The organism is Halanaerobium congolense, assembly GCF_004366375.1.
GTDB classification, from domain to species: domain Bacteria; phylum Bacillota; class Halanaerobiia; order Halanaerobiales; family Halanaerobiaceae; genus Halanaerobium; species Halanaerobium congolense.
In genome coordinates this window covers 42,337-59,953 of sequence record NZ_SOEF01000003.1, presented here as the reverse complement: position 1 = coordinate 59,953, position 17,617 = coordinate 42,337, and the positions used below count along the sequence as shown (strand labels likewise).

Genomic DNA, 17,617 nt, shown 5'->3' with positions numbered 1-17,617 from the left:
TCGTCAATTAAATATATTTCTAGTTATAGATTATTTGAGCAGATTAAGTTAATAATGCTTTGGATTTTAGGCTGTATCTTAATTTTATTCATTTATAAATTAATTTAAAAAGGGTGAGATAAATGCAAAATGATTTTTTAAATGCTGTTGACTTTTCCCATTATTTATTAGCAAAAACAGTTAAAAAAGGAGATGTTGTTCTTGATGCAACTGCAGGAAATGGGCATGACAGCAAATTTTTGGCAGAATTAGTTGGAACAAAGGGTAAACTCTATGCCATTGATATTCAACATCAGGCTGTAAATAATACAATAAAGTTATTAAAAAAAGATTCATTATTTAAACAGGCTGAATTAATTAATTCTGATCATGCAGAATTAGATAAATATATAGAAGAAAGTTTGAAAGCTGTTATTTTTAATCTTGGTTATCTGCCGGGTGGAGATAAGGAGATAATAACTAAAAGTGAGAGTACAATTAAAGCTTTAAATAAAGCTTTAAAAATTTTAGAAGTTAAGGGAATAATTATACTTGTTGTATATACAGGTCATGAGGGTGGAAAAGAAGAAAGAGATGTCTTACTGAAGTACAGCACTGATCTTGATTATAAAAAATATAATGTTTTAAATTACAAGTTTTTAAATCAACCAGGACCACCACCGGAAATCATCGCCATCAAAAAACGAAAATAAAATTAATAAATGTATAAAAGCAAAAAGCAGGTAATTGACAAAGATCATTAAGATCAGTTCAATTAGCCTGCTTTCTTTAAATTTATTAATATATTTTTTTAGATGATTCTTAAATAAACTTCTTAGCTAATTTAGGAACCATACCTGAATTAGTTTTATTCATCATCCACTTTTCAGCAACTCGTTTATTCATCAGTGAAATTGTTGGGAAAGAGTGCTGTGTCACCATAATATCAAACATTGAAATATTATGCTGGATTGCTAGAACCCATTCATGAATTAACTCACTTGCCTGCTCACCAACAATTGTAGCACCATAGATTTTACCTTTGCTGTTGGTTATTACCTTAACAAAACCTTCAGGCTTACCATCAGCAATGGTTCTTCCATAATCCTCATATTTTTCTTTAACTATCTGATAGTCTATTCCTTTTTCTTTAGCTTCTTTTTCAGTAATACCTGCCTGAGCAATTTCTGGTTTGGTAAATACAGACCAGGGAACAAGGAAGTCATCATATTTAAACTGCTTGATAGGAGTTGGATTGATAGCATTCATTAAAGCTAACATTCCCTGATGCATTGCAGCATGAGAGAGAAGAGCCTTACCATTACAATCTCCTACAGCATAAACTCCCTTTATATTTGTTTCTAATTTCTTATTGATTTTAATTCCGGTCTTATCGTATTTAATACCAGCCTGATCGAGGTTTAATGGTTCTAAAACAGCTTTTCTTCCGGTAGCTACTAATATTTTATCTGATTCAAAAACACCAGCATCAGTATGAATAATAATTTTTCCATCTTTTTCTTCAACTTTATTGATTGCTGTGCTGTTATATACACCAATACCTTCTTTTTTGAATTTATCTTCCAGAACTCGACCTGCTTCTTCATCACCGATAGGTACTAAATGATCGTCAATTTGGAACATATTAACTTCTGAACCTAATCTGGAAAAAGCCTGGGCCATCTCAGATCCAATTGCTCCACCACCAATAATAGTTAGTTTTTCCGGTATATTAGTCTGAGCAAAAATATTTAAATTTGTTAGACGGGGAACATCTTTTAAGCCAGGAATTGGTGGAATTAAAGGTTCAGTACCAGTAGCGATAAATATCTTATCAGCTGTATACTGCTTACCATCAACTTCAACAACCTTTTTATCAACAAACTTTGCTTCCCCTTGATCAACAATGAGTTTTGCTCTTTCAAAAGCCTTCATTGTTTTATTACCACTAATTTCATTTACTTTTTCTCTTACAATTTCTAAAGGATTATCAATTTCTGTTTTACCTGAGAATTTAATTCCAAACTCTTTAAAATTCTCAGTTACTTCATTAACTTCTCCCGCTTTTAATAAAGCCTTACTTGGAACACAGCCGTAATTCAAACATTCTCCCCCAACTTTATGTTTTTCAATTGCGAGAATATCTAAACCCATATTTGCTGCCATAGCAGTTACTGCCATTCCTGCAGGACCCATTCCAATAACAATCAAATCATATTTTTCCATTATTAAACCACCTCTTATAACAATATATTTAGCTTTTACGATATAAATGATAATACATAATTAATAAAATATCAAGTTAATTTAGAACATTTAGTGTAAAAAACACGAAATGTATCAGAGTTTACATAGAAAAGGAAAATAAAGGAGAAAAATTCTATTATTAGAATTTTTTAATAATAAATCAAATAAAATATAATGAGATTATGTATAAAATAAAGTATTTTAAAGTAAAATAAGATTAAACTAAGCTAATATCAAATAATACCGAAAATAAGACTTGACCTATCCTTAGAACTTTATTATAATAATTATTGCTTGATTGAAAAACGCCTCTTCTTAGGGGAGTAGCTCAACTGGCAGAGTAGTGGACTCCAAATCCATTGGTTGCAGGTTCAATTCCTGTCTCCCCTGCCATTTTAAATTTATAATATGCTGATGTAGCTCAATTGGTAGAGCAGCTCACTTGTAATGAGCAGGTTACCAGTTCAAGTCTGGTCATCAGCTCCATTGAATTTAAGAAAGTCACTTTTGGCTTTCTTTTTTTTTGCCAAATAAATTTAAACTCAAATAAAGGTGATAGGCTAAATTAAGAGAAGTTATCGCCTGTATTTGCAGCATTAATCTATCAATGTTATAATTAACTGAGGATGTGATCAAATGGCTAATAAGTACAGGCATAATAAGATCAAACAGGAACATACAATTATTGAAGATATATTACCTTTATTAGAGGATATTGCACTTTCTAAATTGATTAAAAGTATAATACCTGGTCGAATTAGTAGAAGAAAGGGTAGTGGAACACCCGCTTATATTAGATTAAAGTATAATACTCAGAGTGGGATTAAATTAATTGCTAAAAACAGTTCCTCCCTGCAGGAGATCTTTGTGGTAACTGATTATCCTGATAAAACAATGGAATATTTAAAAAAGCTGGATTATATTAAATAAAGAAGTTTAAAGTTATTTGACAAAAAGACTTAATTTATATATAATATTTCTTGTTGATAACGGGCTATGGCGCAGCTTGGTAGCGCGCTACACTGGGGGTGTAGAGGTCTCCGGTTCAAATCCGGATAGCCCGACCATTTTGTAATAAAGCCCTGAAAGGGCTTTTTTGTAGTTATAGAGAAAAAAATTGGAATTTAATGATTTTGTTTTTAAATTATGACAATATAAAGGAGTAAAAATGATAAAATATTCTTTAATGACCTTAGGCTGTCCTAAAAACGAAGTAGACAGTCAGCATATGAACGGTTTTTTAAGAGGAGAAAAAGATTTTAAATATATTGATGATTTCAAAGAAGCAGAAGTTATTATAATTAACACCTGTGGTTTTATTCAGGACGCTAAAGAGGAATCAATTGAAACAATTTTAACAGCACTTTCATATAAGGAAAGGTATAACTGCAAATCAGTAATTGTTACTGGTTGTTTAACCCAACGCTATAGCGAAGAATTAAAAAAAGATATTCCAGAAATTGATGCAATATTAGGAATTTCAAACTTTGATGAGATAGCATCTGTTATCAAAGAAAGTCTAGAGGGAAAAGAAACTGGTGGGATAGAAGAAGCTGGATTTAATTATAGTTCAACCCTACCCAGAGAACTTGATAATGAGGTTTATGCTTATCTAAAAATTGCTGAAGGCTGTAATAATAACTGCACTTACTGCAGTATCCCTCAAATCAGGGGTAGAGTTAAAAGTAGGTCAATCGCAGATGTTAAAGCTGAAGCAGAAAAAATTGCTGAATCGGGGATTAAGGAGCTAATTATTATTGCTCAGGACACAACTCAATATGGAGTTGATATTTATGGTCGTTCTGCTCTGGCACCACTTTTAAAACAGCTGGCAGAGATTGAAGATATTAAATGGATAAGGGTTTTATATAGTTATCCTGAATTTATCACAGAAGAATTAATTGAAGTTTTTGCTAAAAAAGATAAAATATGTAATTATTTTGATTTACCGATCCAGCATTCTTCAGAAAAAATAAGAAAATTAATGAATCGTAAAGGAAATGAAAAAGATATCGCTAATATTATAAATAAGATTAGAAATAAAATTCCTGATGCTAAACTTAGAACTTCTTTAATCACAGGTTTTCCTGGAGAGAGTGAAGAGGATTTTGAACAGCTCAAATCATTTGTAAAAAAACATAAATTTGACAGACTCGGTGTATTCGAATTTTCTAGAGAAGAAGGAACAGCAGCCTACAATTTTGAGCCGAGGGTACTGGAAAATATTAAATCCGAAAGAAAAGAAGAGATTATGCAGCTGCAGCAAGAAATTTCCTTAGCTAAAAACAAAGAGCTGGTTGGTAAAACAATTGAAGTGATCATAGAAGATCAGGATCAGGATAATTATTTAGCTCGGTCTCGTTATGATTCACCAGAGATAGATAATCAAATTTATATTCCAATTGAAGGTAAGGAACTTCAGATTGGAGAGATTTATCAGGCTGTAATAAAAGAGGCCTTCCATTATGATTTAATAGGAGAGATTAAAGATGAACATGCCTAATAAATTATCGACTTTAAGAATTTTACTGGTTCCAATAATCATTTATCTGCTGCTGCTTAATAATTTGACATCAAGCATTGCAGCTCTGGTTGTATTTGTTCTAGCAGCTTTGACCGATAAATATGACGGCTATTATGCTAGAAAATATGACTTAATAACTACTTTAGGAAAAATTCTTGACCCCCTGGCAGACAAAATGTTAATTATCGGTGTTTTTACTGCTTTTGTTGAAATTGGAGTTCTTTCAACCTGGCCTTTATTGATTATCGTGGCAAGAGAACTAGCAGTTACAGGTTTAAGAGTAGTTGCGGCTGATCAGGGTTCAGTTATTCCAGCAAATATCTGGGGTAAAACTAAAACCACTATTCAGATGATAACAGCTATTGCTTTAATTATTAATCCTAAAATATTTAATTTACCCTTTATTTTAACTGAAGGATTAGTTTGGTTAACAGTATTAATTACAATCTATTCTGGTTACACTTATTTTGCCGGAGCCAAGGTTGATTATTCTTAAGGGAGGAATTTATGCTAAAAAAAATAAATCATTTTCTAGCAACCGGTTTTTATAGCGGTCATCTTCCTTATGCACCTGGGACCTGGGGTTCACTTTTAATGGTTGTGCTTGTTTTTGCTTTTCCAATTTTGAATAACATCTATTTAATATCTGCTCTTTCACTCGGGGGAGTTGCAGTTGCTAATTTTGAAGAAAGACAGACAGGAATCAAAGATGACAGTAAAATTGTAATTGATGAAATGGCCGGACAATTATTAGCTTATTACACTTTGCCCTTAACCACACCAGTTTTAATTGGAGCTTTTGTTTTATTTAGAATTTTCGATATAACTAAACCCTGGTTAATAGATAAAGTCCAGACTCTGCCGTCAGGTTGGGGTGTCATGTTGGATGATATATTAGCCGGTTTAACTACATTAATCATTTTGAAAATAATTTTGTTTTTAATTTAATTATTTTAATCTGATTCTAATTCAATCGATCTTTAGAGGGTCGATTTTTTTTGTCTAAAATGGTATAATTAATAAGAGGTGGAAATATTGAGAACAGCAATAGTAGCAACTGGATCAGAATTGATTAGTGGACTTGTACAAGACAGCAACTCAAAATTCTTAGCTAAAAATTTAAATGATTTAGGTTTTAAAATAGAAAATATTTGTGTTTGTGGTGATGAAAAAGAAAAAATTAAGCAGACTATTGAAAAGGCTGCAAAAAATGCAGATTTGATTTTTATTACAGGTGGGCTGGGACCTACTAAAGATGATCAAACTAAAGAAGCTTTTGCAGAAGCAATGAATTTAGAACTTCATTATTCTGAAGAAATTGAAAACCGGTTGAAAGATATTTTTTGTAATTATCAATCTGATATGACTTCAAATAATCTATCTCAGGCATATTTTCCAACCGGGGCGGAGATTATTGAAAATAACAGGGGTACAGCTCCTGCCTTAAAAATAGAAATTGATAATAAAAGATTTTATTTATTACCAGGAGTTCCATCTGAACTAAAGTATTTATTTAAAAATAAAATTAAATCTCAGCTGGTAAATCTGACCAAAAACAGTTTATTAATTAAAGAATTCAATTTTATTGGCATTGGAGAATCAACACTTGCAGCAGAAATAGAAAAATTAGAACTTAATTCAGCTTTAGAAATTAGTTATCAGGCCGGCAGAGCAGAGGTTAAGCTGAGACTTAAAATTGACAGCAGCAAAATAAATGATCAAAACTTAAAAAGAGAAATCATCAACGAAGCTTCCAAAAAAATCAAAAGTAATTTTGAAAATCATATTTATGGAGAAGATGGAGAAGATATTTTATCTAAAGTTCATAAAATATTAATTTCTAAAAATTTAAGTATTGCTACTGCTGAATCTTTTACTGGAGGTTTGATTGCTGAGCGGTTAACAGAAAAAGGAGGCAGTTCCCAATATTTTTGGGGCTCTATAGTTGCCTATAATAAAAAAATAAAAGAGAACTTATTAAATATTGATTCCGAATTTTTAAAGAAATATGGTGTTGTTAGTGAAGAATGTGCAATCAAAATGGCAGAAAATGCAGCAGAAATCTTTAAAACTGATTTTGTTCTTGCCTCAACAGGAGCAGCTGGTCCCTCAGATCATAATGGCAAAAATGCCGGAACAATGTATTTAGCTCTTTATTATCAAGGTGAAATAAAAACTTTTAAAATTTTAAAGAATTATGGTAGAAAAATGAATCGTTTTTATACATCTCAAATTGCCCTTTTGGAAATTTATAAACTCATTAGAGAAAGAGAGGAAAATAATGTTTAAAAAACTTATTAATATAACATTAATTCTAGTACTGCTAATTTCATTTGCAGGTCCTATTTTAGCTCAGGAGGAAGCAGTAGAAGCAGAGCCGACAGCTTCAGAAATTTTTACAGAAGCTTTAAATGATTACAATCAGGGTAATTATGCTCTGGCAGAAGAAAAATTTAATAATTTAATTGAGAACAAAAAGCTGGATGAAGGTTTAAAATTTAGTGTCTTATATTATTCAACGATGACAGCTGTTAATAGGAATCAGTCTGTTAAAGCTGTTAACTATTTAAAAAGAATGAATGAGCTGGGTTATCAAAGTGGAAAATTAAATTGGCGGGTTGGAGAACTTTATTTAAATAAGAACAATCAATTTGATAGTGCAGATTTTGAGGAAGCTTTAAAGTATTTAAAAACTGCAGAAGAACTTGGAGTTCAAGATATTCAGTTTAAACGTGATTTAGCTTATGTTTATCTGGAAAATAATGATTTGAATAAAGCCAAAGAATTATACCAGAAAATAATTAATAATAAACCAACTGCAGTTGATTATTTAAATCTTGCTAGAATTGAAGAAGAAAATGAGAACTTAAATCAAGCTGTAAAATATTATGAATCTGCCTTAGAATTAAACGGATCTCAATCTTCATTATATTTGAATCTGGGTAATTTATATCAAAAAATTGAGAATTATAATTCAGCAGTATCTATTTTTAAACAGGGAATTAAAATGAGAGATGATTTTGCACCATATTATATTGGTTTAGGTGAGAGTTATCTAAAATTAGGAAACTATGATGAGGCAGAATCTGCTTTAAAAAAGGCTGTTAAAATTAATTCTAATTCTTATTATGGTTATTATTTGTTAGGACAGATTGAAAAAAAACGAGGCAATTTTGATCAGGCTCTAAATTATTACAGTCAATCACTTAAATATAATAATAATTATGTTCAGGCCTATTTAGCAGAAGGTAGAATTCATCTTGAAAGAGAAGAAAATTATAGAGCCATTTCTCGATTTTCACTTGCAGTTGAAAAAAATCTTGAGTATACAGAAAGTCGTTATTATTTAGGCTTAGCTTATTATCGAGCAGATATGTTAGAAGCTGCCAGGGCTGAGTTAAGAAAAGCTCTGCATATTAATGATAATTATCAGGATGCAAGGAAATTATTAGATGAGGTTGAAACTGAATTGGGTATTAATAATTAAAGGGTGTCAGATATGCGACTTTTTATAGCGGTTGATATCAACAGTAGAAGTAAAAATTTAATTGATAAAAAACTTGATTTAATAAAAACTGACTTAAAATCTCATTTTAAATGGGTTAATAAAGATCAATGGCATTTAACTCTGAAATTTATTGGTGAGAGCTCAGAAGCTGAAAAAAATAAGCTAATTGAAGCCTTAAAAAACATTGAATTTATAAGCAAAAATAGATATATTAATTTTAATAAAATTGATGCTTTTCCAGATTTGGAAAGAGCAAAGGTTCTATATTTAGCTGTTGATGAAGGTGAAGATTTTTTAAAAAATCTTCATCAAAATTTAGAAGCTGAATTAAAAAAGTATGGTTTTGCTAAAAGTGATAGAAATTTCATTCCCCATTTAACTTTGGGTAGATCAAAAAATGGACCTTTAAAAATCAATGATAAATTTAGAGACCCTAATTTTATTAATATTTTTGCAGAAATTAAGGCTGTTACCCTTTACCAGAGCAACTTGAAGCCAGAGGGTTCGGAATATATTAAATTAATTTCCATTTAATAGAAATTAAAGCTTGCATTCATTAAACATTTGTTCTATAATATATTTAAAGACAAAAATTGCAGTTAAAATAAATTTGGGGAGGAAGATAAACTTGGCAACTAGTGATAAAGAAAAAGCGCTTGATAAGGCGATTAATCGAATAGAAAAACAATTTGGTAAAGGCTCAATTATGAGATTGGGAGATTCACAGAAATTAAATGTAGAAGCGATTCCTACAGGAGCTTTACCGCTAGACTTAGCGCTAGGCATAGGTGGTATTCCAAAAGGAAGAATAATTGAATTATATGGTAACGAATCATCAGGTAAAACAACTTTAGCTTTGCATATTATAGCCGAAGCTCAGAAACTGGATGGGATAGCTGCTTTTATTGATGCCGAACATGCCCTTGATCCAAAATATGCAAAAAATTTGGGAGTTAATATTGATAATCTTTTAATTTCACAGCCCGATAGTGGGGAAGAAGCTTTAGAAATTGGAGAAGCCCTTGTCCGCAGTAATGCAGTTGATTTGGTTGTTATTGACTCAGTTGCTGCTCTAGTGCCAAAAGCAGAATTAGAAGGTGATATGGGAGATTCTCATATGGGTCTACAGGCAAGATTAATGTCACAGGCTATGCGTAAATTATCAGGGGCTATCAGTAAGTCAAAAGCAGCTGTAGTTTTTATTAATCAGATTCGAGAAAAAATTGGAGTAATGTTTGGTAATCCAGAAACAACTCCAGGTGGTCGTGCACTTAAATTTTATTCTTCTGTTAGAATAGAAATGAGAAGGTCACAGACTATTAAAGATGGAGATAAATTGATTGGTAGTACAGCTAAGGTTAAGGTTGTAAAAAATAAGGTTGCTGCTCCTTTCAGAAATTGTCAGTTTGATATTATGTATGGTACAGGTATTTCTCAATCGGGATGTATTCTTGATATGGCTGAAGAGACAGGTATTGTAGATAGAGCGGGCTCCTGGTATTCATATGGAGATGTCCGACTTGGTCAGGGTAGAGAAAATTCAAAAGAGTTTCTGCGTGATAATCCCGAAGTCATGGAAGAAATAGATAATAAGATCAGGGTTAAAGTTGGCCTGGTTGAAGGCGAAGATGTAGAAGAAAGTGAAGATAAGAAAGAAAAGGAAGAGGAATAATTTTAAATGGATCAAATAGACAAAGAAAAATTTTCTCAGGCCCGAAATAAAGCATTCAAACTGCTGAGCTATCGTGAAAGAACAATCAAAGAAATTGAAGATCGATTAAGGAAAAAAGATTTTGAAGAAGAAATTATAAAAGCAGTAGTTGATTTTCTTTTAGAAAAAGACTATCTAAATGAAGAACGCTTTGCTGAAATGTGGATTCGATCCCGCAAAAAACATCATCCACGCGGCCGCAAGTTGATCTATAAAGAATTAAAAAATAAAGGTTTAAACCAGAGAATTATAAATAATGCACTGAATCAATATCTCAGCAATCAGGAAGAATTAGAGATGGCTGAATATCTTAAAGATAAATGGCTGCGGCGGAGAACTGAAGAAGATAGCTCCAGCTATAAATTAAAAAATTATTTGGCAAATAAAGGATTTAGCTATGATTTAATTTACCAAGTAACAGATAAATAAATTTTTAACAGAAGCCTGTATCTGCAGGCTTTTTCCTTTTTATTCCAGAATGCACTATTTTCTTGACATAAGCCAATAAAAAAGTTAAAATATTATTAGAAAATGTAAATAAAAAATTAAAAAAACTGAATATAGACAGGGGGTGAATATTATTAATGGAGGTGTGTTTTATTTTATAATTGCCCTACCTCTCGGGATTGTAATTGGGTATTTAATTCGAAAATATATTGCGAAAGCACGTATGCAGTCTGCAGAACAAGAAGCAGAGAAGATTATCCAAGATGCAGAAAGAGATGCAAAGGCGAAAAAGAAGGAAATTACTCTTGAAGCTAAAGAAGAAGCTCATCAAATTCGAGAAGAAGCAAATAAAGAAAGTCAAAAAAGAAGAGATGAACTGCAGAAGTTAGAAAATAGACTGATGCACAAAGAAGAAAATCTTGATCGCAAATCTGAAAATTTAGAACGAAAAGAACAGAGTATTAAAGATCGAGATAAGAATTTGACTAAGGCTGAAGGGGAAATTGAAGAAATAAAGAAGGAACAGAAAGAGAAATTAGAAAGAATATCTAGCTTCTCAGAAAATGAGGCCAGAGAATATCTTTTAAATAAAGTAGAATCTGAACTTGATCATGAATATGCTAAGCTGATTAAAGAAAAAGAAGCTCAGGCTAAAGAAGAATCTGAGAAAAAAGCTAGAGAGATAATATCTCTTGCAATACAGAGATCTGCGGCTGATCATGTAACAGAATCAACTGTGTCTGTTGTTAATCTTCCAAATGATGATATGAAAGGTAGAATCATAGGTCGTGAAGGAAGAAACATCAGGACTTTAGAAAGCTTAACAGGGATTGATTTAATTATCGATGATACCCCTGAAGCAGTTGTTATTTCTGGTTTTGATCCTATCAGACGCGAAATTGCAAGAATTGCTTTAGAAAAGCTAATTGTTGATGGTCGAATTCATCCAGCTCGTATAGAGGAAATGGTTGAAAAAGCTGAGAAAGAATTAGATCAGCATATTAAAGAAATTGGTGAACAGGCAACCTTCGATACAGGAGTTCATGGTTTAAATCCTGAATTAGTTAAGTTATTAGGAAGATTGAAGTTTAGAACAAGTTATGGACAAAATGTATTACAACACGCAATTGAAGTGTCCTATTTGGCAAGCATTATGGCTGCTGAGTTAGGAGCTGATGTTGCACTTGCAAGACGTGGAGGTTTACTCCATGACATCGGTAAAGCAATAGATCATGATATGGAAGGTACTCATGTTGAACTTGGTGTAGAAACTGCAAGGAAACATGGTGAAAGTGAAAAGGTAATTCATACAATTGAAGCTCATCATAATGATGTTGAGTTCAAATCAGTAGAAGCTGTTTTAGTAGCTGCTGCTGACGCGATTTCAGCTGCAAGACCTGGAGCTAGAAAAGAAACATTAGAGTCTTATATTAAGAGACTTGAAGAGTTAGAAGAAATTGGTGAGTCCTTTGAAGGTGTAGAAAAAGCATATGCAATACAGGCAGGACGTGAAATTAGAGTAATTGTTGAGCCTGATAAGATCAATGATATTGCAAGCACAAAAATGGTTAGAGATATTACTAAAAAGATTGAAAAAAATCTCGACTACCCTGGACAGATCAAAGTTGTTATAATTCGTGAAACCAGAGTGGTAGATTATGCTAAATAAAAATAACTAATTCTGAAATTAATAGGCTCCTCTTTGAGGAGCCTTTTATAAATTTTACAATAAATTTAAGTGGGAGAGTTAAAATGAATATTTTATTTGTTGGAGATATAGTTGGAAGAGCTGGAAGACGTGCTGTTAGATTTTTTTTAGAAAAATTAAAAAAAGAACATAAACTAGACTTTATAATTGCAAATGGTGAAAATTCAGCCGGTGGTTTTGGAATGACTAAAAAGGTAGCTGAAGAACTGTATGGCTATGGGATAGATTTTTTTACTATGGGAAATCATACCTGGGATAATAGAGATATCTTTAAATTTATTGATCAGGATCCTAATTTAATTAGACCTTTAAATTTTCCTGATAATAATCCTGGCAGAGGTTGGCAGACAGTAGAAATTAATAATAAAAAAATTACTGTTGTAAATTTAATCGGACAGGTATATATGGGTAACAATGATTCTCCCTATCATAAATTTATTGAGCTGTATCCCAAAATCAAAGATTCTGATATCATTTTAGTTGATTTTCATGCAGAAGCCACGGGAGAAAAAATGGCATTTGCCCGGGCTGTAGATGGAATGGCTTCGGCTGTAATTGGAACTCATACCCATGTTCAGACAAATGATGCTCAAATTTTTCCTGAAGGGACTGCTTATATCACTGATGCAGGTTTAACTGGAGCTGTAGATTCAATCTTAGGTATGAAGCCGGACAAAATGGTTGAGAAAATGAAGACATCGCTGCCGGTTAGCTATGAGGTAGGCAAAGGCAAGGTGAAAATAGAAGCAGTTTTATTAAAAATAGATGATCAAAATAATCAGATGAAGCAAATCATGGAAATAAAGAAAAATAATTTATAATTTTTTATAAAAAAGCAGGAATTTATTTAATTTATGGATAATATATTATATAGAAGGAGATAATATATTAGCAAATCAAGGAGGTAATAGACGAAGATGGAAATATTAAAAGTATCATCTAATTCTAGTCCTAACAAAGTTGCTGGAGCTCTAGCCGGTGTTTTAAGAGAACAAGGGAATGCCGAACTACAGGCTATTGGTGCGGGAGCTCTTAATCAAGGTGTAAAGGCAGTAGCAATTGCAAGAGGCTTTGTAGCTCCAAGTGGTATTGATTTGATCTGTATTCCTGCTTTCACAGATATAGAAATTGACGGAGAAGAAAGAACAGCGATAAAATTAATTGTAGAACCAAGATAAATCAATTATCTGTCTGCCATTTTGGTGGGCAGATTTTTCTTTTTTAATCTTATTTTAACTTGTATTCTATGGGGTTTAAGTTATATAATAGATAATAGCTAGGGATTTTCATTTGTTTTAAATATCAAGAATCTTTTGGGGTGTCAAAATGGAAAAAATATTAGTTGTAGAAGATGAAGCTAAAATCAGAAAAATTATAAAAAGCTATCTTAAAGATGATTATTCTATTTTAGAAGCAGAAGATGGCGAAAAAGCCCTGAATATTTTTAAAAATAATGAAATTGATTTAATTATTTTAGATCTAATGCTGCCTAAAGTCAGTGGGGAGGAAGTCTGTCAGAAAATTAGACAAATTTCTGATGTTGCAATAATTATGCTGACAGCTAAAAGCAGTGAAGAAGATAAAATTGATGGATTCAATTATGGAGCAGACGATTATTTAAGTAAACCATTTAGCCCCCGCGAACTATTAATGAGAGTTAAAGCCATTTTAAGGCGCAGCCAGAATAAAGAGAGGGCAGATATAATCAGCTTAAATAATGGGGAATATAAAATTTATCCAGAAGAAATGATAGTCAGAAAAAATAATAATGATTGCGAGTTAACAAATACAGAGTTTAAAATATTAATGACTTTGATTAACAATTCCGAGCAGGTTTTAAGCAGAGAACAGCTGGCAGATAAAGTTATGGGGCTAGAATTCAGTGGTTTTGATAGAACCATTGATGTTCACATTAAAAATATTAGAAAAAAATTAGATCTTGAAAAAGATCAATATATTGTCACTGTTTATGGAGCCGGATATAAATTTATAGGTGATATTTAATGTCAAAGCTTGGGAAAAAGTTATTTATAATATTTTTGATTCTGGTAATTTTTTCTCTTTTATTAGTTGGTATTTTTATAAATTTTTCTATCGGAGAAAGATTTGATAATTTTATTAATCTGCAGCGGGAAGAAAACATCAGTGAACTTGCAGAAATGATTGGGGAAAATTTTAATAACAATAATTTCAGCAGTATTAGATCTTTAGTTGAAAATTTCAGCCGTACAAATAGAATTCCAATTTGGGTTGAGGATAGTAAGGGAGAATTTATATATTTTCCAGCTCAGAATAATCAGATGTTTAATATGATGAGAAGAATGGGCATGAACAATGAAAGCCGAATGCATCATATGAATATGATGCGGCAGCTTCCGGATGATTTTCCCGGCCAAAACAAAGAAAAGGATATTATTGTAGATGGAGAAAAAGTATTAACCCTACACTGGAAAGAAGTCAGTGGAGAAAATCAGCTTGATTCAGAGTTATACAGTTATTTTAAAAACAATATTTATCGAGCAATAATTTTTAGTGCGTTTTTTGTTACTATTTTAATAATAGGTCTTTCTTTTATTTTATCAAAAAAGATTACAAGTCCCTTAATCAAAGTTAAAAATGCAGCTCTGGCAGTTGCGCAAGGGAATTATCAGCAGAATATTGAAGGCAAAGGAGATGACGAATTAGCAGAACTAATAGATGCTTTTAATTTAATGAGCAGAAAACTGCATAAATTAGAAAAAATAAGAAAAGAATCTACTTCTGATTTAGCTCACGAATTAAGAACTCCTTTAACAACGATTAAGGGTTATCTTGAAGCAATAGAAGATGGAAAAATGGAAGCTGATCAGGAAACCATCAAAGAAATGCAGGAAGAAAGTCAGCGAATGACTATTTTAATTGAAAAATTAAATGAATTTGCTAATGCTCAGAATAAAATATTTAATTTGACTGAGGAAAAAGTAAATTTAAATACAATTATCAAAAAGGTAATTAAACAGCACCATAATTTTTTAAATAAAAAAAATATTAAACTGAAATTGAAATTGGATGCAAACTTGTATATTAAAGGTGATAAAGATAGTTTATTTCAAATTTTTAATAATATTATAGAAAATGCAATTAAATATAATGTTGTTAACGGAAAAATTGAAGTTGAAAGTTCAGCTGATCAAGAGAAATTAACTATAGCTATTAGAGACAGTGGAGTTGGAATTAGCGACAAGGATCTACCTTATATTTTCGAAAGATTTTACAGGGCAGATAAATCAAGAAATTCGAGTAATCAGGGTACCGGTATTGGACTCGCAGTAGTCAAAGAGTTAATGGATGCTCATCAAGGAAAAATTGTAGTTGAAAATGAAGCTGGCGGAACAGTCTTTAAACTCATTTTTCCAGCTGCCTAGATTAAATTAAAGGAAAAATATTATTTATATTGAATAAAAAAATTAGCAGAGAATTAATCATAAGATTAATTATTATATTATTGATTTAAGAGGAGTGATAGGATTGGATTTTAACCGTATTTGGAATTTATTAACACTTGGTGGACCAATGACTATACCGCTTTTGATTGCATCGGTATTCAGTCTAGCTGTAATAATTGAAAAAGCAATTTTCTTTTATAGAAACAATGATAATAATGTGAGGTTAATTAAAAGAATAGAGATTTTAGTTGAAGAAGGGGATATTTTAAGTGCTTTAAATGAATTAAAAGGTAAAAAAGGAACAAACGCTAAATTGTTGTCAGCTGCTTTGGCTCATAACAGTGAAAACCCCTCTCGTTTAAGAGAAGTTTTACAAGCTGTTGGAGAAGATGAAATCAAAAAAATGGAAAGACATCTACCTATTTTAGATGTTATTGCAATGATTTCACCACTGCTTGGTCTGTTAGGTACAGTTATAGGAATAATAAGCAGTTTCAATATTCTTGGTACAGCAGCAGGAGCAGCAAATCCAGCTCAGATTAGTTCTGGTATTGCTGCAGCTTTAATAAGTACTGCTCTTGGATTAATTATTGCCATTCCGACTGCTATATTCTACTCTTATTTTGCCCATAAGGTAGAAAGAAGAGCCCATCAAATGAACTTAAACATGGTAGAAATTGTTGATGTGGTAGGCAGTAATAGAGGTGAAAGTGATGTTCAAAACTACTCTTAAGAAAAAAAGTTCAATTAATATAATTCCAATGATTGATGTTATATTTTTTCTTTTAGTATTTTTTATGCTTTTCACTACTTTTAGAACTACTCCTGAAGGTATTGAAATGCAGCTGCCAAAAGCTGTGACTGCTACTGAACAAAGCAGTCAAAACTTTATAGTTCAAATTGATGAAGAAGGTAATTATTATTATGAAGATCAATCTTTAGCCTTAAATCAAATTATTTCGGAAGCAGAAGTTGCAAATAATGAAAACAATAACTTAACTATTGTAATTAGTGCTGATAAAAATACTCGTTATGAAAATGTAGTTTCGCTGATGGATGGTATGCGGAATGTTGGCATAACAAGATTGGCATTAGCAGCAGAAAAAGAAGGTAGTTAATGGGATGGTGAATTTATGCCTAATAATAATGACGACAGAAAATTACTGCTTTATATAAGTATTTCAATTGTTTTACATCTTTTAGTTATCTATTTTCTCCCTATTGGTTTTCTGCACGGTAGTGCTCAAAGTGAGAGCGAATTAAATGATTACGGTTATGTTCAGATGGTTGATTATCAACCCTCTCCTATTGAAACAGAAAATGCAGTGGAAGAGGCAGAATTAACTGAAGATCCAGATGAAGAAGAGTTGGAAGAGATTGAAGAAGTTGAAGAACCAGAAAAAGAGCCAATTCCAGAAGAACCAGTAGAAGAAATTACTGAACCAGAACCAGAACCTGAGCCAGAAATTGTTGAAGAGAAAATAGAAGAAATTGAAGCAGCTGAAGAATCTGAGCCAAAACCAGAAGTTATCGAAGAACCTGAGCCAGCTTCTGAGCCAGAACCTGAAGTAAAAAAACCTGAGGAAGAAGTTATAGCCAGTGAGGAAAGCGAAAGTGAAGTTGAGGTAGTTCAGCAAGAAATTTCAGAATCAGAATCAGAATCAGAAAATGAAGCTGTAGAAGAAAATATTGATTCTGCTGCAGTACAAGAGGAAGAATCTGCACCTCCACCACCACCCCCACCAACCTCAGGTGACTTAATTGGACTGATAGAACCTCCAACATTTCCTAAGGATTTAGTTGGTAGTCGTTCTGAAGGTACTGTTAGTTTAATGGTTAGAATCTCACCAGGAGGTAATGTGGAAGATATTGAAATTGTAGAATCTTCAGGTTATGATTCTATGGATAGAGTAGCCCAGCTGACCTTAGAACACGGCTGGAAGTTCAAGGAATACCAACAAGCTTATAAGATTCCTGTTTCAGTAAGATATTATATTGACCAATCTGATAACAGTCAGGTAGAAGTAGATATTGGTCAGGTTGATTTTATTGCCGGAGGTGAGTAATT

General features: G+C 32.0%; 19 protein-coding genes and 3 tRNA genes. 21 read left to right on the top strand and 1 reads right to left on the bottom strand.

The window, feature by feature from the left end; genetic code table 11:
• The first annotated feature begins 122 nt into the window (after positions 1 to 122).
• Positions 123 to 692, top strand: a complete 570-nt coding sequence (gene mnmM, locus C7954_RS01960; RefSeq protein WP_089719124.1) for a tRNA 5-(aminomethyl)-2-thiouridylate-methyltransferase MnmM — start codon at positions 123 to 125, stop codon at positions 690 to 692.
• Between the two features lie 109 nt (positions 693 to 801).
• On the opposite strand, the gene C7954_RS01955 is transcribed toward mnmM, so the two are convergent.
• Positions 802 to 2,205: a dihydrolipoyl dehydrogenase family protein gene (locus C7954_RS01955; protein ID WP_073155483.1), complete on the bottom strand. Its 1,404-nt coding sequence runs from the start codon at positions 2,203 to 2,205 to the stop codon at positions 802 to 804.
• 338 nt (positions 2,206 to 2,543) lie between these two features.
• Between C7954_RS01955 and C7954_RS01950 the strand changes: the two genes are divergently transcribed.
• The 20 genes from C7954_RS01950 to C7954_RS01855 all read left to right on the top strand — a co-directional run bounded on the left by C7954_RS01950 (position 2,544) and on the right by C7954_RS01855 (position 17,615).
• Positions 2,544 to 2,619 (top strand) — tRNA-Trp (locus C7954_RS01950).
• A 17-nt stretch (positions 2,620 to 2,636) separates the two neighbouring features.
• Positions 2,637 to 2,712: transfer RNA gene (locus C7954_RS01945), tRNA-Thr, on the top strand.
• A 150-nt stretch (positions 2,713 to 2,862) separates the two neighbouring features.
• Positions 2,863 to 3,156, top strand: coding sequence for a DUF2103 domain-containing protein (locus C7954_RS01940; protein WP_073155479.1), 294 nt, complete (start codon positions 2,863 to 2,865; stop codon positions 3,154 to 3,156).
• Between the two features lie 60 nt (positions 3,157 to 3,216).
• Positions 3,217 to 3,293, top strand: a tRNA-Pro gene (locus tag C7954_RS01935).
• 101 nt (positions 3,294 to 3,394) lie between these two features.
• Entirely contained in the window at positions 3,395 to 4,729 is a 1,335-nt protein-coding gene (rimO, locus tag C7954_RS01930) for a 30S ribosomal protein S12 methylthiotransferase RimO (protein WP_073155476.1), read from the top strand.
• Positions 4,716 to 5,246, top strand: coding sequence for a CDP-diacylglycerol--glycerol-3-phosphate 3-phosphatidyltransferase (gene pgsA / locus C7954_RS01925; protein WP_089722739.1), 531 nt, complete (start codon positions 4,716 to 4,718; stop codon positions 5,244 to 5,246). Before rimO ends, pgsA begins: the two co-directional genes overlap by 14 nt.
• A gap of 11 nt (positions 5,247 to 5,257) precedes the next feature.
• Positions 5,258 to 5,698 carry a phosphatidylglycerophosphatase A family protein gene (locus C7954_RS01920; RefSeq protein ID WP_089716601.1) on the top strand — a complete coding sequence of 147 codons (441 nt, stop codon included), beginning with the start codon at positions 5,258 to 5,260 and terminating at the stop codon, positions 5,696 to 5,698.
• A gap of 87 nt (positions 5,699 to 5,785) precedes the next feature.
• A complete protein-coding gene (locus C7954_RS01915) occupies positions 5,786 to 7,039 on the top strand; it encodes a competence/damage-inducible protein A (protein ID WP_134058574.1) in 1,254 nt (417 codons plus the stop codon).
• The gene (locus tag C7954_RS01910) at positions 7,032 to 8,237 is read left to right on the top strand and encodes a tetratricopeptide repeat protein (protein WP_073155464.1); all 1,206 of its coding nucleotides are present in this window, start codon (positions 7,032 to 7,034) and stop codon (positions 8,235 to 8,237) included. Before C7954_RS01915 ends, C7954_RS01910 begins: the two co-directional genes overlap by 8 nt.
• A 12-nt stretch (positions 8,238 to 8,249) precedes the next feature.
• Positions 8,250 to 8,792 carry an RNA 2',3'-cyclic phosphodiesterase gene (thpR, locus tag C7954_RS01905; RefSeq protein WP_073155461.1) on the top strand — a complete coding sequence of 181 codons (543 nt, stop codon included), beginning with the start codon at positions 8,250 to 8,252 and terminating at the stop codon, positions 8,790 to 8,792.
• 94 nt (positions 8,793 to 8,886) lie between these two features.
• On the top strand, positions 8,887 to 9,930 hold the full coding sequence (recA, locus tag C7954_RS01900) for a recombinase RecA (protein WP_073155458.1): 1,044 nt from the start codon (positions 8,887 to 8,889) through the stop codon (positions 9,928 to 9,930).
• A 6-nt stretch (positions 9,931 to 9,936) separates the two neighbouring features.
• Positions 9,937 to 10,398 (top strand): regulatory protein RecX, encoded by a 462-nt coding sequence (locus tag C7954_RS01895; protein WP_073155455.1) that lies wholly within the window; start codon positions 9,937 to 9,939, stop codon positions 10,396 to 10,398.
• A 142-nt stretch (positions 10,399 to 10,540) separates the two neighbouring features.
• Positions 10,541 to 12,085, top strand: a complete 1,545-nt coding sequence (rny, locus tag C7954_RS01890; protein WP_073155453.1) for a ribonuclease Y — start codon at positions 10,541 to 10,543, stop codon at positions 12,083 to 12,085.
• An 83-nt stretch (positions 12,086 to 12,168) separates the two neighbouring features.
• Entirely contained in the window at positions 12,169 to 12,945 is a 777-nt protein-coding gene (locus C7954_RS01885; RefSeq protein ID WP_073155450.1) for a TIGR00282 family metallophosphoesterase, read from the top strand.
• Positions 12,946 to 13,041: 96 nt separating this feature from the next.
• Positions 13,042 to 13,302 carry a stage V sporulation protein S gene (locus C7954_RS01880; RefSeq protein ID WP_073155447.1) on the top strand — a complete coding sequence of 87 codons (261 nt, stop codon included), beginning with the start codon at positions 13,042 to 13,044 and terminating at the stop codon, positions 13,300 to 13,302.
• Between the two features lie 148 nt (positions 13,303 to 13,450).
• The gene (locus tag C7954_RS01875; RefSeq protein ID WP_073155445.1) at positions 13,451 to 14,128 is read left to right on the top strand and encodes a response regulator transcription factor; all 678 of its coding nucleotides are present in this window, start codon (positions 13,451 to 13,453) and stop codon (positions 14,126 to 14,128) included.
• Entirely contained in the window at positions 14,128 to 15,528 is a 1,401-nt protein-coding gene (locus C7954_RS01870; protein WP_073155442.1) for a sensor histidine kinase, read from the top strand. The genes C7954_RS01875 and C7954_RS01870 overlap by 1 nt, the downstream gene beginning before the upstream one ends.
• Positions 15,529 to 15,622: 94 nt before the next feature.
• Entirely contained in the window at positions 15,623 to 16,282 is a 660-nt protein-coding gene (locus tag C7954_RS01865; RefSeq protein ID WP_223174529.1) for a MotA/TolQ/ExbB proton channel family protein, read from the top strand.
• The gene (locus C7954_RS01860; RefSeq protein WP_073155435.1) at positions 16,263 to 16,667 is read left to right on the top strand and encodes an ExbD/TolR family protein; all 405 of its coding nucleotides are present in this window, start codon (positions 16,263 to 16,265) and stop codon (positions 16,665 to 16,667) included. Before C7954_RS01865 ends, C7954_RS01860 begins: the two co-directional genes overlap by 20 nt.
• 15 nt (positions 16,668 to 16,682) lie before the next feature.
• Positions 16,683 to 17,615 carry an energy transducer TonB gene (locus tag C7954_RS01855; protein WP_134058571.1) on the top strand — a complete coding sequence of 311 codons (933 nt, stop codon included), beginning with the start codon at positions 16,683 to 16,685 and terminating at the stop codon, positions 17,613 to 17,615.
• Positions 17,616 to 17,617 lie beyond the last annotated feature (2 nt).

Excerpts from the sequence above, each read along its gene's own strand:
- mnmM (WP_089719124.1), top strand. The coding sequence starts at position 123 with ATGCAAAATGATTTTTTAAATGCTGTTGACTTTTCCCATTATTTATTA.
- C7954_RS01955 (WP_073155483.1), bottom strand. The coding sequence starts at position 2,205 with ATGGAAAAATATGATTTGATTGTTATTGGAATGGGTCCTGCAGGAATG.
- C7954_RS01940 (WP_073155479.1), top strand. The coding sequence starts at position 2,863 with ATGGCTAATAAGTACAGGCATAATAAGATCAAACAGGAACATACAATT.
- rimO (WP_073155476.1), top strand. The coding sequence starts at position 3,395 with ATGATAAAATATTCTTTAATGACCTTAGGCTGTCCTAAAAACGAAGTA.
- pgsA (WP_089722739.1), top strand. The coding sequence starts at position 4,716 with ATGAACATGCCTAATAAATTATCGACTTTAAGAATTTTACTGGTTCCA.
- C7954_RS01920 (WP_089716601.1), top strand. The coding sequence starts at position 5,258 with ATGCTAAAAAAAATAAATCATTTTCTAGCAACCGGTTTTTATAGCGGT.
- C7954_RS01910 (WP_073155464.1), top strand. The coding sequence starts at position 7,032 with ATGTTTAAAAAACTTATTAATATAACATTAATTCTAGTACTGCTAATT.
- thpR (WP_073155461.1), top strand. The coding sequence starts at position 8,250 with ATGCGACTTTTTATAGCGGTTGATATCAACAGTAGAAGTAAAAATTTA.
- C7954_RS01895 (WP_073155455.1), top strand. The coding sequence starts at position 9,937 with ATGGATCAAATAGACAAAGAAAAATTTTCTCAGGCCCGAAATAAAGCA.
- C7954_RS01885 (WP_073155450.1), top strand. The coding sequence starts at position 12,169 with ATGAATATTTTATTTGTTGGAGATATAGTTGGAAGAGCTGGAAGACGT.
- C7954_RS01880 (WP_073155447.1), top strand. The coding sequence starts at position 13,042 with ATGGAAATATTAAAAGTATCATCTAATTCTAGTCCTAACAAAGTTGCT.
- C7954_RS01875 (WP_073155445.1), top strand. The coding sequence starts at position 13,451 with ATGGAAAAAATATTAGTTGTAGAAGATGAAGCTAAAATCAGAAAAATT.
- C7954_RS01870 (WP_073155442.1), top strand. The coding sequence starts at position 14,128 with ATGTCAAAGCTTGGGAAAAAGTTATTTATAATATTTTTGATTCTGGTA.
- C7954_RS01860 (WP_073155435.1), top strand. The coding sequence starts at position 16,263 with ATGTTCAAAACTACTCTTAAGAAAAAAAGTTCAATTAATATAATTCCA.
- C7954_RS01855 (WP_134058571.1), top strand. The coding sequence starts at position 16,683 with ATGCCTAATAATAATGACGACAGAAAATTACTGCTTTATATAAGTATT.